Consider the following 14075-nt stretch of genomic DNA (forward strand, 5'->3'; position numbering starts at 1 on the left):
GCGTCAGGGTTAAAGGCATTTAGCCAAATCGGGATAGGGTGTACACTCGGGGCCATTTTTAAATTTGGAGCCGACTATGACAACCTGGACCGATTTGGTTAACGCCGATGCTTTTACCGAACAAGGCCTCGTAGTAACCAATCCCGCGACTGGAAATGTGCTCGCGACCTTGCGCGACATGAGTGATAGCGAAGTTAACGCTATCATCGCCGAAGCTGACCTTGCACGCGTAGCCTGGGCATCACTAACCGCCAAATCCCGTGCGGCAAAACTTAAAGCGTGGAACGATCTCATTCTCGCGAATCAAGAAAAGCTTGCGCAACTGATTACGGCAGAATGCGGTAAACCACTGGCCGAAGCGCGAGGCGAAGTCGCCTACGGTGCGTCGTTTTTAGAGTGGTTCGCTGAAGAGGCTAAGCGCGTTTACGGCGATGTCATCCCTGCGCACGCAGAAGGTAAGCAGATCTTAGTACTGAAGCAGCCCATTGGAACGGCTGCTGCGATCACGCCCTGGAATTTCCCCCTCGCTATGATCACACGCAAAGCTGGCCCGGCACTGGCTGCTGGGTGTTCCATGGTCCTAAAGCCTGCTGAAGCGACGCCGCTAACCGCATTGGCATTAGAGACTTTGGCGCAACGGGCAGGCATTCCCGCGCCTCTGTTTAGGGTGATCACAACGACTCAGCCTGCGCATGTGGGCGGCATTCTATGCGCGTCCGATACCATTCGAAAGCTCTCTTTTACGGGCTCGACAGCCGTTGGCAAAATCTTGATGCGTCAGTCGGCTGATACCATGAAGAAGCTGAGCTTTGAGCTTGGCGGCAATGCCCCTTTTATTGTTTTTGATGATGCTGATATTAATGCCGCGGTCGATGGCGCTATGGTCTCGAAGTATCGTAATGCAGGCCAAACCTGTGTCTGTGTCAACCGATTCTTAGTTCAAGATTCGGTGTACGATGACTTTGTCGCTAAGCTCACCGAGCGGGTTAGCGCCATGAAGGTGGGTAACGGCGCTGAAGAAGGCGTGACGGTCGGGCCTCTGATTAACCAAGCGGCTCTCGATAAAGTTGAGAAGCTGATGACAGACGCCTGCGAAAAAGGCGCCAAAATTGCGGCTGGCGGCCATCGCGTTGATGGCGATGGTGCCTTTTATGCGCCCACAGTATTGACCGAAGTGACCCCTGAGATGGCGATCTTCAGTAACGAGATCTTCGGACCCGTTGCGACTGTTGTGCGATTTAACACCGAAGAAGAAGCCATTGCCATCGCCAACGCGACTGAATACGGCTTAGCCGCTTATTTCTACACCCAAAATTTGGGTCGAAGTTGGCGTGTTATGCAAGCCCTAGAATACGGCATGGTAGGCGTTAATGAGGGTATCATCTCAACCGAGGTGGCGCCTTTTGGCGGCGTAAAACATTCGGGTCTTGGGCGTGAAGGTTCTAAGTACGGTATTGACGAGTACTTAGAAATCAAATATTGCCTCGTCGGCGGCCTGACCTAGGCACTCATTTGTAGTAAATCGGCAGTTCTAGGTCGCAAGACCTTCCCTGTAAACTTGTGTAGCATCGAAACGTTCGATTACGAGGGGAAGGTCATGGATCAAACAATGAAAGAGTTGCTGGCGCGCGTTGAGCGTATTGAGGCCATCGAGGAAATCAAAGCTTTAAAGGCGAGGTACCTGAACGCGTGTGACAAGCAAGAACCAGAAGCTGTGCGAGAGTGCTTTGTCGCCCAAGGCGCCATTGTCGACATGGACTACTTCGGGTACTGCGACAATCGCGACACCTTTGTTGACGATGTGTTTGTACCACGCGGATGTCACGACTATGTGCTTGACATGCACCATGGCGCTAACCCCGAGATCGAGATCCTTGATGAAAAAACTGCACAAGGCGTCTGGTCACTGAACTATCGCAATATCAATACTCAAGATCATACGCTGACGATGCTGAGCGCCTTGTATCACGACGATTATGTTAAAACCGACGCCGGCTGGCGTATCGCCAAATCTCGAACCGAGTATCGCACGGTCATGGTGTGTAATTACGAGCCCGGTTCACTGCGTGTGGATGTGGCGGCGCGCACGCTTGCGGATGTCATGTAGGGTGGTGTCTGGCGAATTCCATTGCAAGAAACACCTGCGCTCGAGGGTGCTTTGGCATAACGACCAAAGCGCCCAAGTAAACTCAATCAGTAGACGGCAGCAGGATTTTTAGGCCGCGGGTTACCGAGCATTTCACGGTGCGATGGTCGGTCCACGCCGCGATCTTTAATGCCCAATTCTAATGCGATTTCAGCACCAATCAGTGTCTGACCTGACAATTCGTCACGATTGCTAGCGCGGTCAATGGCATCGAAGATATGTGCTGAAAACTCTGGGTTCTCTGCATAGGCGATGAATTCCTCATATTGCTCGGGATTGGTTTGACGCGCGATTTCGGAGCGTTCGGTAATTTGCGGACCCAGCCAGAGCGATACCGATACGACGCCAGTACCTCGTAGATCGTGCTCCATGTCGTGGGCAAATTTATCGATCCCTGCCTTCTGCGCGCCGTAGGCTGGTCCATGCATGTAGCAGTCGGCGCCAAATGAGGATACGAACCCGATGAGTCCAGAGCCTTGTGGCACCATGATTTGTGCAGCATGCCAGCTCGCGACATAGGCTGATCGTAGGCCGACATCCAGAATATTAACGGCGTCGAGCTCTTTCTCCCAAAAGGGCTTCTTCTCGATGAGCTGATGGTGGATATAGGTTGCGTTGTTCACCAGCATATCCAAACGGCCTTGTTCACGCTGGATTTGCTCAAAAAGCGCTGCCACTTGTGCGTCGTCGGAATGATCGCAAACGACTGCAATTCCCTTACCCCCGCGCGCAGTAACCTCGGCGGCGGTTTCCGCAACTGTTCCGGGAAGTACCGATCCGTCCCAGCCTTTGGCGTCTCCGGGTGTGATGGTGCGGCCAGTCACGTAGACGGTATAGCCTAATTCACCCAGGCCTTTGGCGATTCCAGCGCCGGCGCCGCGGCTGGCGCCCGTTACAAGTGCTACACGATTTGTCATAACGCTACTCCATGCTTTCTGACAGCATAGCGAGCGTTGGCTTTAGTGGCTATAGGCGTGAATAGTCCATCTGCGCATCGCGCTACCCTTAGGCGCTTGAGCTCACATAGTCACGTTGCTCATCATGTTGTCCAGATGCCTCGTCACCCTCGACTTGCGGATAGGGTGCAATATCACTGGCAAATAACGCGATGAAGTCTGGGTGCGCGAGGGTTTCGAAATAATCGCCTTCGAATATTTGTCCTTCGCGATCTGCAAGCGCCGACTGTATAAGCTGTGGTGCTTTTGTGCGACTCTGCGTCAAGCCCAACCGTTTGGCTAAAGCTCGTTGCTGCGAGTCACCGCATATTAAATGAATTGACCGAGCGTCCTGCTGCACAGCGAAGCGGAAGAACTGACTGAATAAAAACTCAAAAATTTTATCGCTTCCAGCGTAAACAGAGCTAATAATGACGCTCGGTGCTTCAGAGCACGTGTCTAAATTCCCGCAATATGCGAGTAGGTGCCCAAAAATTTCTTGCGTCGTTGGATCGAGTACCACAAGTCTGAGTGTCTTCGCTTGTTCTTGTTGTTGTGATAGCGCCATGAAATAGGGGTCGATACATCGACGAGTACCAGACGTCAGACGAGAGATATCGTCGGTAATTGCCAGCGCGCGGTGTGCCTCACCTACTAAGTAGGGATGCGGATGGAATGCGTTGACTTTACTGACCTTGCATTCTTGATGGCCACGAGGGCGATCTTTAATCATGTACTTGAGCGTGGTTCTTGTATGCTGAGGGTATAGAATTTTTGCAAAAGCAATAAGGCGTTTGGTCGACGGATACACTCGCCCTGCTTCCCAGCGGCTGATGGTGACGGTATCGACACCGTTAAAAATATCATTATGCTGCGTAAGATAAGAGGCCAGTTCTGCCTGTGTCATCCCCAGCGACATTCGTCCGTGACGGATCAAATCGCCCGTGCGAAGTGTTTCGATAATGTTTTCTTGGTTAGACATGCCATGCCTCCGTACTGGTTTGCTGGAAGTATAGGCACTTGCTCGCTTTTGAAAATTACCCCATGGTGCAGACTTTGCAAATTAGCATTCGCCCCAAAGTGCGTTACAATCCGCTGTTACTGCCCTGTAGGGCAATTGTGCAAACTTGCACGTAGGCTAAAGTGTCGATACAAAGTGCTGATTTCACAATTGTTTTAAACTGAGAGAGTCCGTTTGTCACACGCTATTACCGAGCCCTTCGGGTTATTGATCGTTGACGATGACGAGAGTTTACGTTTAAGTCTGCTCCGTTGGGCGCAAAGCGTGGGGCTACAAGCCATGGCCTTTGAGTCTGCAGAGGCGTGTTTACAAGCGTGGCGCGACCATCAATTTGAGCTCGAATCGAGTGTCAGCGACGGCTTCAAGGTAACGCACGCGATTCTTGATATTACGCTTCCGGGTATGAGTGGACTGGAACTGGCGGGGCACTTGTCGCCACCCTTGCCGATCGATCGAACCATTATGATTACCGCCCGAGCGTCGGAATTCCCTGTGGAAAGTCGGCAATTTCATCGAGGCCGTCCGACACTGTCAAAGCCTTTCAGTTTGTCGGCGTTAGAGTCAATGATTGGCTCCGATGTCAACGATCATAGTGACGATTGTTGATATGACGTTACACACAGAGTTAGACCTGGGTTACTTTGCGATGGGCTTAACGGCGTCTGTTGCTGTCGCACTGTTATTATTTTTTTCCTCCCTGCGCAGAAAAGGTCTTGTCTGGTGGGGCCTAGCTTGGCTGACGGTTGTCCTCGCTACGATGTTGGCGGCGGTGTTTGGCACTTCATCATCTCGTGTCTCGGTCTATTTTCCCGTGGCACTGGGACTCATGGCGCTATATTTCTTTTATCTGTCGCTAAGCCCTAATTCGGAGCTCTCAGAATCGAAATGGCGTTTAAGTTTGATGGTGTCGATTGGCTGTTACTCGTTTTTGCAGCTAGTTTCGGTGATGTTCGATGTATCATTTGCCAACTTGCTGGCTTTTGTAATCAGTGGGTTGGCAGCGATGAGTTTGGGTGTTTGGTTGATCAAAGAATGGAACAAAACACAAACTGGGGCACATGCGGTAATTGTTCTAATGTTTTTGATTGCGGGGGGCAGCTTGCTTGTTGATATTGTTGTCCAGCGCGTGACCAGTGCAGGTAGCGTATTCGCGACTGGTGATTTCGGGCGTTTGCCGACGAACAATTTTTTAGTGATTTTATTTGTGTGTGCATTTGCTTCCACTATTGCGCGCATTGCATTGGAGTTCGATTTTTTAAATCGCGAAAGAGAGCAAAAAGTTGACGCCGAACGTCGGGCAGTTCAAGAACGCAACTTCAATTCTACCGTCAGCTATCTTGAGCAATCGCGGTCCATTTCAATGTTGTCTGCGACCTTGGCTCACGAATTAAATCAACCGATAACTGCGATTGCAGCGAATGTCGACATTTTATTGCGCTATCGAGGCCGAGCTGATGCTACCAACGACTTGGCGACTTCCGCCGTTTCTGACATTCAGAGGGATTTGTCGCGGACTAATGAATTGCTTGACTACTATTTGTCTGACTATTCGGAAGCGCTGCATCCCGACGGAGATTCAGATGTGGGCGAATTAATCGCCAAAGTGCTGGATTGGTATCTTCCGCTGTTCAATGCATCTAATGTAAGTGTCAACGTGCAGGGCTGCGATGCTGAGATACGCGTCAACATATCGGAAGTTCACTTTTCGCAGGTGCTCATTAATATCATTCGTAATTCAATACAGGCACTTGGGGGTCATTCGGTGTCAGACCCCCGCATCGACATAGTGGTCAGTCAAACACACGACTCCGTGGTTGTTGCACTGAGCGATAATGGCCCTGGAATTCCGTCGGGTCAGCTTGAGGGCCTAGACAAACTGTTCAGCTCGCGCAAAAAAGACGGTTTGGGGCTGGGTTTGTCCATCTCGCGCTGGCTACTTGAAAGGTATGGTGGAAAGCTGTCGATTTGGTCAGATGTTGGCAAGGGGTTTCACGCTCAACTAACATTGCCTAGGAGCCAAAAGTCGTGAGCATGATACCACCTCTGGATCTTCCCGCCCTGTATTTAGGCGGTATGGTGTGTTCTGCTGCCGTAGCTCATTACTTGCTCAAGCACTATCTGGCCGAAGCCTTTACGGGTCTGGTGCGACTAACGATCCTGATGGTGATGGCCCTTGTTTGCTTGCTATTCTATCGAGATCAAGCACCGCTGCTTGTGCAGCTGGTATGCGTTGCTGTTGTGTACACTTGGCTTCGCTTACTGGTGCCTTTTTTGGCGATGAATAAAAAAGTTTATACTGATTACCGTAGGATAATGCTTGAGGGCGGCGGCGCGATTGTCTTGGTCGGTGGGCTCACATACGTACTTATGTTGGACTATGTGGCTCCTTTGTTCAGGTCGGTTGTGGTTTTGGGCCTTCTGGTTATGGGGGTTCAGTTTACCAAAGAACACAATTTGCCGTTGAGATTGAATCGATATGCTATGAGCCTGTTGTCTGTGTTGGCCGCCTTTGCTCTATTCTGGTGGACCTTAAGGAGTCAGGCCCTATTCGAAGACATACCGCTTTATTCAATTTCAGATGAATTCTGGATGGCGATGAGCTTGATTTGGGTTACCTTTTTTATGGCCATTATTAGGCTGTATTTTTCGGTAAATTCGCAAGAAAAAGACCGTATCGATTCTCTCACACGAGCACAAGAGAATCGATTGGTACTATCAAGACAAGTTGAATCTTTAGATCGACAGCGAGCCTTGGGCATGCTGGCCAGCTCTTTGCAGCACGAGCTGAGGCAGCCACTTGCGGCAATGACTGTGAACACGCAGTTAATTGCTCGAGCATTGAAGCGAAACGATGACGCCGATGACTTTGTGGATGAGTGTTTACTCGAGGTTAAGCAGGCGTTACACAGGTTTCAGCAGCACATACGAGCGATTCGAGGTTTCATCGGTTCCTCAGAACGAGAAGCATACTCCAGTATCATGGTCGAAGACACCATTGAGGATGTGTTGCGATTTTTGAATCCAGAGTTTTCCAAGCTCAATATTCAAATACATACAGCTGTTGAGCCCGGCTGTGAACTCCGTGTTGCGGTTAATCAATTGAAACATGCGTTGTTGCATTGCATGATGAATGCTATGGAGTCGATACAAAGCTCTTCGTCGCATCAAACCGGGGGTCTTATCAACCTAATCGTTAAGCGTGATGACGCACACTGTCTCATCAGAATCGAAGACACCGGGTCGGGTATGACAGATGAGCAAATGCAGAAAGCGGGCCAAGAAATCTTTACCACCAAATCTGGGCGTTTGGGATTGGGCTTGATGATGGTGAACCAGTTTTTGGTCAACTGTAGTGGTCACATGGTTCTTGATACTGAGGGGCCTAATTTTGCGATAGTATTGGCTCTCCCGTATGAATAATATTGATGTAGCTGTGAACTGAATGCCTAATATCCGAAAGCTCAGAACTATTTCGCAAGAAGAGGATGTCGCTCGGGCCGCGCAGGGCATAGTCTTTGTCGTGGACGACGATGCAGGTATCCGCAGTGCTTATCATCGGTTGTTCACTTTGGAGGGCTTTTTGTGCCTTCCGTATGAAAACGCCGAAGCATTTTTACTTCGCGCCGAGCAGGCTGTCGAAACGTTATCTGGCCCCCGCTGCTTGCTCTGCGACGTGGGTTTGCCCGGGATGAGTGGTTTGGCACTGCAAGCTGAAATTGCAGATCGGCAGCACATTATGCCCATTATTTTTATGAGTGGTGTCAGTTCTGAGGTGGAAGTGGTTCAAGCCTACAAAACCGGCGGGCATGCGTTTTTGTTAAAACCGGTCGATATCGATGAACTACTCGATACCATTGCTGCCGCTTTGACTCTAAGTGGTAGTCGACAACAAGAGCAAACTGAAGTTGCGGCGCTAAAATCCTTGGTCGTGCAGCTAACCGAGCGCGAGCGCGCGGTAATTCGATTGGTGCTTGAAGGCTTAACCAATCCGCAGATTGGCGAGCGGCTGCACATTGCGCTGCGGACTGTGAAGGTGCACCGCCAACACGCCATGGAGAAGTTGGGCGTTTCAAACTTGGTAGAGCTCACCCGACTTGCAGAGCGCGGTGATATTTAGCAGTAGCGCTTTTCGTTTTAGGGGGCATGCCCTGATGACTAGGCTGGTAAGTTCTTAACAAATCGGGGAATGATATGGTGTACGCCTCACGCTCGTTTTAATCTGCGCCGACCGATCACCACTTCATGCTGAGTTATGAACAGACGTGCGCATACGCGTATTCCTATATCGAGTAAGGCCTTACTTGCTGTAGAGCAACGGTATTACTCTTGTTCGCTCATCGATTGCTCTCGGCAGGGTTTAGCCGTTGCTATCGATCTACCCTTAATCCTTACGTTGGGCTCAGAGGCTGTACTTTTGTCGAATTTTTGCGGACAGGACTTTAAGTGTACGGTGCGTCTTCAGTACAAGACTGCGCGGCGCCTTGGGTTTCAAATTGTTGGTTTAGATCACCGAGACGCCAGCGTATTGAAGCAGCTGCTGTCTCAGTCTGCCGTAGATCATGCGCTGTCGTACGATCGGTTTGGGGCTTTGCAGTTTGATTAGGCGATGTCGATGTAATCGACACCGCTTTCTTGCAGGTAGTTGATGTAGAGGGGCTCGTTAACGGCTTTCGCCATAGTCAATAGGTTAAGCGATTGCGCGATCTGCAAGCCGGCCTCAAATATCAGCGATGCGCGGGTGGATTCGGCTGCTGCTTTGCTCATGGTTCGTGAAAAATGCGCCATGTCGAATAAGGGGTGCGCCAAGAGTTTGATATCGGTATCGCCTGCGCCCACTTCGCCCAACATAAATTTAAACCCTTTGGACTTAAGATCCTCCAGGCTTTGCCAGTGTTCCGGCAACAATTGGTTCGCTGAAGACTCGTGAATTCGCAACCAAAGCCTTTCGGGTACGATGTCGGAATCCATTAAACGTGAGCTCATTGCTGAAAAATTGGCCAAATTCAGTAAGATTTTTTCTGGTACCAATAAGGCGATATTATCCACCGAGGAACGGTCCTGCCCAAGTTTGATCATGGGCAGTAATTGTGTCGACTGGATGCGTGCCAGAGCATTAGATAGGCCAAGGTTCTGCAGAGCGATAATGAGCTCTTCTGCCGTTTTCTCTGGCTGCGTTTCATCGTGCCAGAGTAATTTCAATTCCTTGATCGAAGGGAGGTCGTCGCGGTCTTTTAAGGTATTTACTGTGCTCAGGCGTATGTCGTTGTTGATCAGCCCCTTTTTTAGTCGATCGCGCTGTGCGCTGCTCAATTTGGCGTTTATGTCTTGAGGTGCTTCGAAAAATTCGGGTCGATTATGGGACTCTAAGTAGGCCTTTAGTTTTAGCGCTTGTGCGGCCACTAAGTGGAATTCGCTGGGCGTTATGTGTTGTTGTAACAGGACTAGACTCAATGGCGTGTCGGTTTTTGAGCGGTCTTGGTGGAGGTGTTTAAGCATTACTCTGAACGCTTCTTGTCCTGCTCGATTAAGATGTAAAGCAGCAAGATAGCCCCCAATGCTATGCTGTCCCAAAAATCGATAGCTAAATGCGCCGCTTTGATCGATCATCCGTTTGAGCGCTACATTGACACCCTTAAATTCGTCGCGCTGTTCAGCAGATTCACAGCACCGATAACCGATAAAAGTCAGCTCGCCCGAAATTTCCTGAGTAGAGGTCAGATATTGACTTAAGGCCTGTGCGAGTAATGGGGTTGACTCGACATGCTGAGTGAGTGTTGAAGCGGTGGTTAGAATTAGGTGTTGACTACCCTGGTTGGTTAAGTAGGGCGTGACTGTCAGTTTACAGGCTTGCTTTGATATAAGTCCGGGTTCTAGCGTGGCGGAATAGCTGGAGCCTGTGGTTCGCGCCGCGTCGATGAGCTCTGGTAAAACTTTGACGATAGCCAGTTTCGTCTCGCTGTAGGGCTTTGGGTCATCGGTTTGCTCTTTAAGCTGATTTTGCGCTTCAAGGCTTAGATTACAGAGTCGATTATCTTGATTGAGCTCTACCGTAAACCCGCTTAATAGTCTAAATAACGCGGTTTTTGATGAGTTCACGCCGAGTTGGTGCATCGAAACTTGCCGATTCAGGGCGGCCTGTTCGTCCGATATCTGACTAAGTGCCTTTGCGGGGGGGAGCAGAAAGAAAACGCCAAGAAGCAGTCCGAGCAAATAAACAAATGCGGTGAATGTCATGCGCATACTATCATCCCACACAGTTTCGAGATGCGGAGGTAGGGTTCCTGCGTCCAAACCTTGGTAGTGAGTAAAACTAATAACCAATGTCCCGATAGTCGCGATACTGGCGATACTCCACAAGTAGCGTTTATTAAACGCCAGAGAGGCAACCATCAGCGTCAAATAAACGCCGACGTAAGCCGCGGCGTAGGTCCCAAGTGCGAAGTAGCTCAGCAATGCGGCAGGCAACATGGGGGCAATATAGACGATAACTTTGGTTCGCCAAGCTAAACGACGGGCGCGCATGATTACGGCAGCTAGGCTAAGTATCGAGAGGACAATCCCGGCACTAAAATTGATAGAACTTATCGTGTCGCTGCTTTTTCCAATAGAAGCTGACATGAAGTAAAGTGCTGCGAGTAATATTGGGACAAAAGCGTAAACCCGTAGTTGGGCCTCCATCGCCTGCTCAAGCGCTTGCCCTATTCGGCCCCTGTTCATGTTGCTGATGTCCTACTCGCGAAGGTGGTGGGCAATGCTGGGCGACCCAAAAAATAGCCCTGACCGTAATCGATCCCCAGAGACAGTAGTGCCTTTAACTGGTCTTCGGTTTCGATGCCCTCGGCAACGACTGTCATGTCGAGTTTATTGGCTAAGGCTACGATCTTGCTAACCAGTATGGCTAGTTTTTCCTGCTCAATACGATCGGTCAGCGAGCCATCAAGTTTAAAGATGTCGGCTTCTATCGTGATGAGTCGTTCTAAGGACGAAAACGATCTGCCGAAATCATCGATGGCAATTTGAGCTCCCCAAGCCTTCATGTCGTTAATGGCGGTAGTTAAGCTCTCTGGATCTTTAACATTATTCGTCTCGATCAATTCAATAACCACCTGCGAAGGAGCGAGTGCACTACTCATTAATCGAGATTTCATGAACGATCTTACCGAGGTGTCGGTAAAATTTTCAGCATCAATGTTAAACGAAAAACGCTGCCTAGCTATCTCATCGGAGTTGATCAAATCGTCCGCCGCATCGCAAAACAACGCGAATAATATCTTGGTCGCGGGCGCTTCCAGCCCCATATCCTTGGCTATCGATAGAAACACAGGTGGTGGCATGGGGTCAGGGCCACTCCATCGTGCTAGGGCTTCAAAAAATAACACCGGCTCGCCGGGCGTTAGTGTCATGACGGGTTGCAAATGCATCAAAAATCCACGCTTGTGGAATTGCTCTAGCACCCTCTTGCGCCTTTCTAATTCGTCTAGACATAGCGACTCTTGTAACTCTGCATCTAAAAAGTCGCGCGCTGTATGCCCCATAATTGGCGCAGTCAGAGCACTTAAGCGTGTTGAAAAGGGCTTGGGTTTTTCCAGCTTAGCCCAATGCGCATTAAGAGTTTCATCCGCAAGAGCGATATGGGCGTCATCCACTTCGTTCTGCTCGGGCAACACGACCACCAGCATAGACTGATCGAGCACTAACACGGGATAAGACCACAAGGAATGCAATATAAGAGCGCAGTCTCGCATAAACGCCATCACCTCCGCTTCGCTCACAGCCAGCTGGGTGTCTGTAGGTAGTTGCGGCCGCAGCCCCAAAAACGAGCGGCTCTTACAGTTTTCTCGGGCCGAATCAATGTGGTCTTGAAATACGGCAAGCGCTTGAGCTGGCGCCAGTATTAGACGGTCGTCATCAGTACCTGAAGAGCTCTGTTCCACGACCGGAAATTTTAATTCGATAAGTGTTGCCCAGTCATTGGCTGTTTCATGTGATGAGGGCGTAAGCCAAAGCAGAGCGCCTAAGGTTGGTATGGGTTTAAACAAGACTTCGCCTGTTTGATAGAAACTCTGTGTTGGCGATTGTTTGGTGTGCTCAAACCAACGCTCGACGGGCGTGCCTATGGTTTCTTGTTCGAGTAGCTGCAGTTTCGCCAATAATTGTGAACTGGCGGCTACAATAGTGCTGGCTGCATCGATAATCAGGATGTCCCGATTCAGGTAGCGATACAAATTGCCCAGGGTGTTTAGCTCATGCTGCAAGGCTTTTTGGCGCGCTCGCAGAAAATCCTGTTGCATCGAGAGTTTATTGCTCAGCGCAAAACCGAAATTGCTGGAAAGCAAAGTCAGTGCCGCGCACAAATAGGCTGCTGTTACTACGTTTAGCGAAGGCGCGCTCTCTCGAGCTAGAGTGATGTGGATTGCCTCGAGTGTCTTATCACTCAAAGGATTAAAACTTACGTATAAACAGCTTGCCGTAAACAGCGCCACCTGCGTAGCCACTAGTAAGCGGGCTTCCCGGTTGGGGAAAAACACAAAACTTGCCATTGTCGCGACAAAAATATAGCCGGGTTCTAAAGTGCTAAATCCTCGAGCCAATAGTGTAAAGCACGCGATAAGGGTCATGCTCCCTATGTACAAATAGGCTGCAACCGTCCGTGGTGCGTAGTACAAAACTGCTGCAGTGAGCACGCCAAGAAACAGCGCCGCTGAGCCGCTGGCTGCAAAGGCGGAGGTATATGGGAGCAGGAAATCGTGAATCAGCCAGCGGGATGCGCCGTAAACTAAGCCGAGTGTCCCTAGCCGGCGCAGCAGCAATGTGTCGGCTGGCGTCGCTAAGCCTGGGTTATCGATGGCGGGACTTGATGTGCTCTTAGGCATTTTTTATGCGCGCCGCTCGCTTATTCAGTATAGTTCTTGAAACGTCTTTCGATTCGACCATTAGAGCCTAGCTTTTTGGCGGCGTCAAAGGCTTTTAGCGGTTTGTTGTGCAGGAAATGCTAGTATGCGCTTGTTTGTTTTTGCTCGTTTGCCGTGGTATTCCGCCCTGATGTTAGGTTCAAGTTGGGCGAGAGCCGAAGTTTTACATCCCGTATCGATGAGAGATATCAGCCCGTTTTCTGTGCCCCATCCGGTGTTGAATACGCAGACTAGGCCGAACCATGTTCAAGTATCGCTCGATTACCAGCTGGCCAACTCGCAGTATTATAAAACGTTGGGCGACGACAGTATCGCGCTCGATGCGCAAACGGAACTCGTGATTTTTAGCGTGAGTGCCCCATTGACGATAATTGGTCGTATCGCATCGAGGCCGCGTATGCTGAGGTAAGCGGTGGCTTCAGCGATGGTTTTATCGACTCCTGGCACGATACCTTTGGCTTGCCTAACGGGTCGCGCGACAAATATGCGCAGGATTTAATGCGTCTTCAGTACCAGCGTGACGGCCAATTGTTGATTGATGAGAATGATGCTTTCACGGGACTGACGGATACACAGGTTGCATTCCAATACGCTTTATCCCAAGACGCTGCCCTAAACGTGTTTGTGAATTTACCTACGGGGGATAGCGATACTCTATTGGGTTCTGGATCTGTTGACGCTGGTGTAAGTTGGCAGGGCGCCTATACCTCTGAATCTGGGTGGCGAACCAGTACTCAGGTCGGTGTTATCGCGCTCGGGAATTCGGGTTTGTTGGAGGCCGAGGCACGCTCGGCAGCTGCTTTTGGGCAAGTCGCATTTGCGTGGCCAGCATCCGAGAACATAGTGCTAAAGTTGCAGCTAGAAGGCCACACTGCCTACTACGATTCGCCGCTGTCGCCCGTGGGTAAAAATGCGGTAATGCTGGGTATGGGTGGATCGATCTTGCTCGGCAGACAATGGCAACTGGATATCATGGTGTCTGAAGATATCGCTGTCGAAGCTTCGCTCGACGTGGGCTTGCATATGCGTTTGACCTTTTAAGCGGTCGCGCGCCAAGGCAA

13 protein-coding genes are annotated in these 14075 nt (G+C 50.2%); 9 read left to right on the top strand and 4 right to left on the bottom strand.

The genetic code is table 11. From position 1 onward, the window contains the following. Positions 1-76: 76 nt before the first annotated feature. The gene (locus EYZ66_RS00845) at positions 77-1504 is read left to right on the top strand and encodes an NAD-dependent succinate-semialdehyde dehydrogenase (protein ID WP_009575108.1); all 1428 of its coding nucleotides are present in this window, start codon (positions 77-79) and stop codon (positions 1502-1504) included. Positions 1505-1597: 93 nt separating this feature from the next. Next, positions 1598-2107: a nuclear transport factor 2 family protein gene (locus EYZ66_RS00850; RefSeq protein ID WP_009575109.1), complete on the top strand. Its 510-nt coding sequence runs from the start codon at positions 1598-1600 to the stop codon at positions 2105-2107. Positions 2108-2193: 86 nt separating this feature from the next. Here EYZ66_RS00850 and EYZ66_RS00855 read toward each other — a convergent pair whose 3' ends face one another. Beyond that, positions 2194-3063, bottom strand: a complete 870-nt coding sequence (locus EYZ66_RS00855) for an SDR family NAD(P)-dependent oxidoreductase (protein WP_009575110.1) — start codon at positions 3061-3063, stop codon at positions 2194-2196. A gap of 88 nt (positions 3064-3151) precedes the next feature. After that, the gene (locus EYZ66_RS00860; RefSeq protein WP_009575111.1) at positions 3152-4063 is read right to left on the bottom strand and encodes a helix-turn-helix domain-containing protein; all 912 of its coding nucleotides are present in this window, start codon (positions 4061-4063) and stop codon (positions 3152-3154) included. 213 nt (positions 4064-4276) lie between these two features. Between EYZ66_RS00860 and EYZ66_RS00865 the strand changes: the two genes are divergently transcribed. The 5 genes from EYZ66_RS00865 (at position 4277) to EYZ66_RS00885 (ending at position 8705) form a co-directional block, all read left to right on the top strand. Next, positions 4277-4708 (top strand): response regulator, encoded by a 432-nt coding sequence (locus EYZ66_RS00865; RefSeq protein ID WP_009575112.1) that lies wholly within the window; start codon positions 4277-4279, stop codon positions 4706-4708. Next, the gene (locus EYZ66_RS00870; RefSeq protein WP_009575113.1) at positions 4680-6131 is read left to right on the top strand and encodes a sensor histidine kinase; all 1452 of its coding nucleotides are present in this window, start codon (positions 4680-4682) and stop codon (positions 6129-6131) included. Before EYZ66_RS00865 ends, EYZ66_RS00870 begins: the two co-directional genes overlap by 29 nt. 2 nt (positions 6132-6133) lie before the next feature. After that, positions 6134-7522, top strand: a complete 1389-nt coding sequence (locus EYZ66_RS00875) for a sensor histidine kinase (RefSeq protein WP_040816204.1) — start codon at positions 6134-6136, stop codon at positions 7520-7522. Between the two features lie 22 nt (positions 7523-7544). Then, positions 7545-8219, top strand: coding sequence for a response regulator transcription factor (locus tag EYZ66_RS00880; protein WP_050793381.1), 675 nt, complete (start codon positions 7545-7547; stop codon positions 8217-8219). 135 nt (positions 8220-8354) lie between these two features. Continuing rightward, positions 8355-8705: a PilZ domain-containing protein gene (locus tag EYZ66_RS00885; RefSeq protein WP_040816206.1), complete on the top strand. Its 351-nt coding sequence runs from the start codon at positions 8355-8357 to the stop codon at positions 8703-8705. Here EYZ66_RS00885 and EYZ66_RS00890 read toward each other — a convergent pair. Together EYZ66_RS00890 and EYZ66_RS00895 are read right to left on the bottom strand one after the other, a co-directional pair. Next, complete coding sequence (locus EYZ66_RS00890) at positions 8702-10819, bottom strand: EAL domain-containing protein (RefSeq protein WP_040816208.1); 2118 nt, start codon at positions 10817-10819, stop codon at positions 8702-8704. The two genes, EYZ66_RS00885 and EYZ66_RS00890, sit on opposite strands and share 4 nt — an antisense overlap. After that, positions 10816-12975 carry an EAL domain-containing protein gene (locus EYZ66_RS00895; RefSeq protein ID WP_040816209.1) on the bottom strand — a complete coding sequence of 720 codons (2160 nt, stop codon included), beginning with the start codon at positions 12973-12975 and terminating at the stop codon, positions 10816-10818. Before EYZ66_RS00895 ends, EYZ66_RS00890 begins: the two co-directional genes overlap by 4 nt. 124 nt (positions 12976-13099) lie before the next feature. On the opposite strand from EYZ66_RS00895, the gene EYZ66_RS00900 reads away from it, so the two are divergent. After that, positions 13100-13423: a hypothetical protein gene (locus tag EYZ66_RS00900; protein ID WP_009575120.1), complete on the top strand. Its 324-nt coding sequence runs from the start codon at positions 13100-13102 to the stop codon at positions 13421-13423. After that, complete coding sequence (locus EYZ66_RS00905) at positions 13399-14055, top strand: DUF3187 family protein (protein ID WP_235714682.1); 657 nt, start codon at positions 13399-13401, stop codon at positions 14053-14055. Before EYZ66_RS00900 ends, EYZ66_RS00905 begins: the two co-directional genes overlap by 25 nt. Positions 14056-14075 lie beyond the last annotated feature (20 nt).

The sequence above is a fragment of the Aequoribacter fuscus genome (genome assembly GCF_009910365.1).
Classification (GTDB): domain Bacteria; phylum Pseudomonadota; class Gammaproteobacteria; order Pseudomonadales; family Halieaceae; genus Aequoribacter; species Aequoribacter fuscus.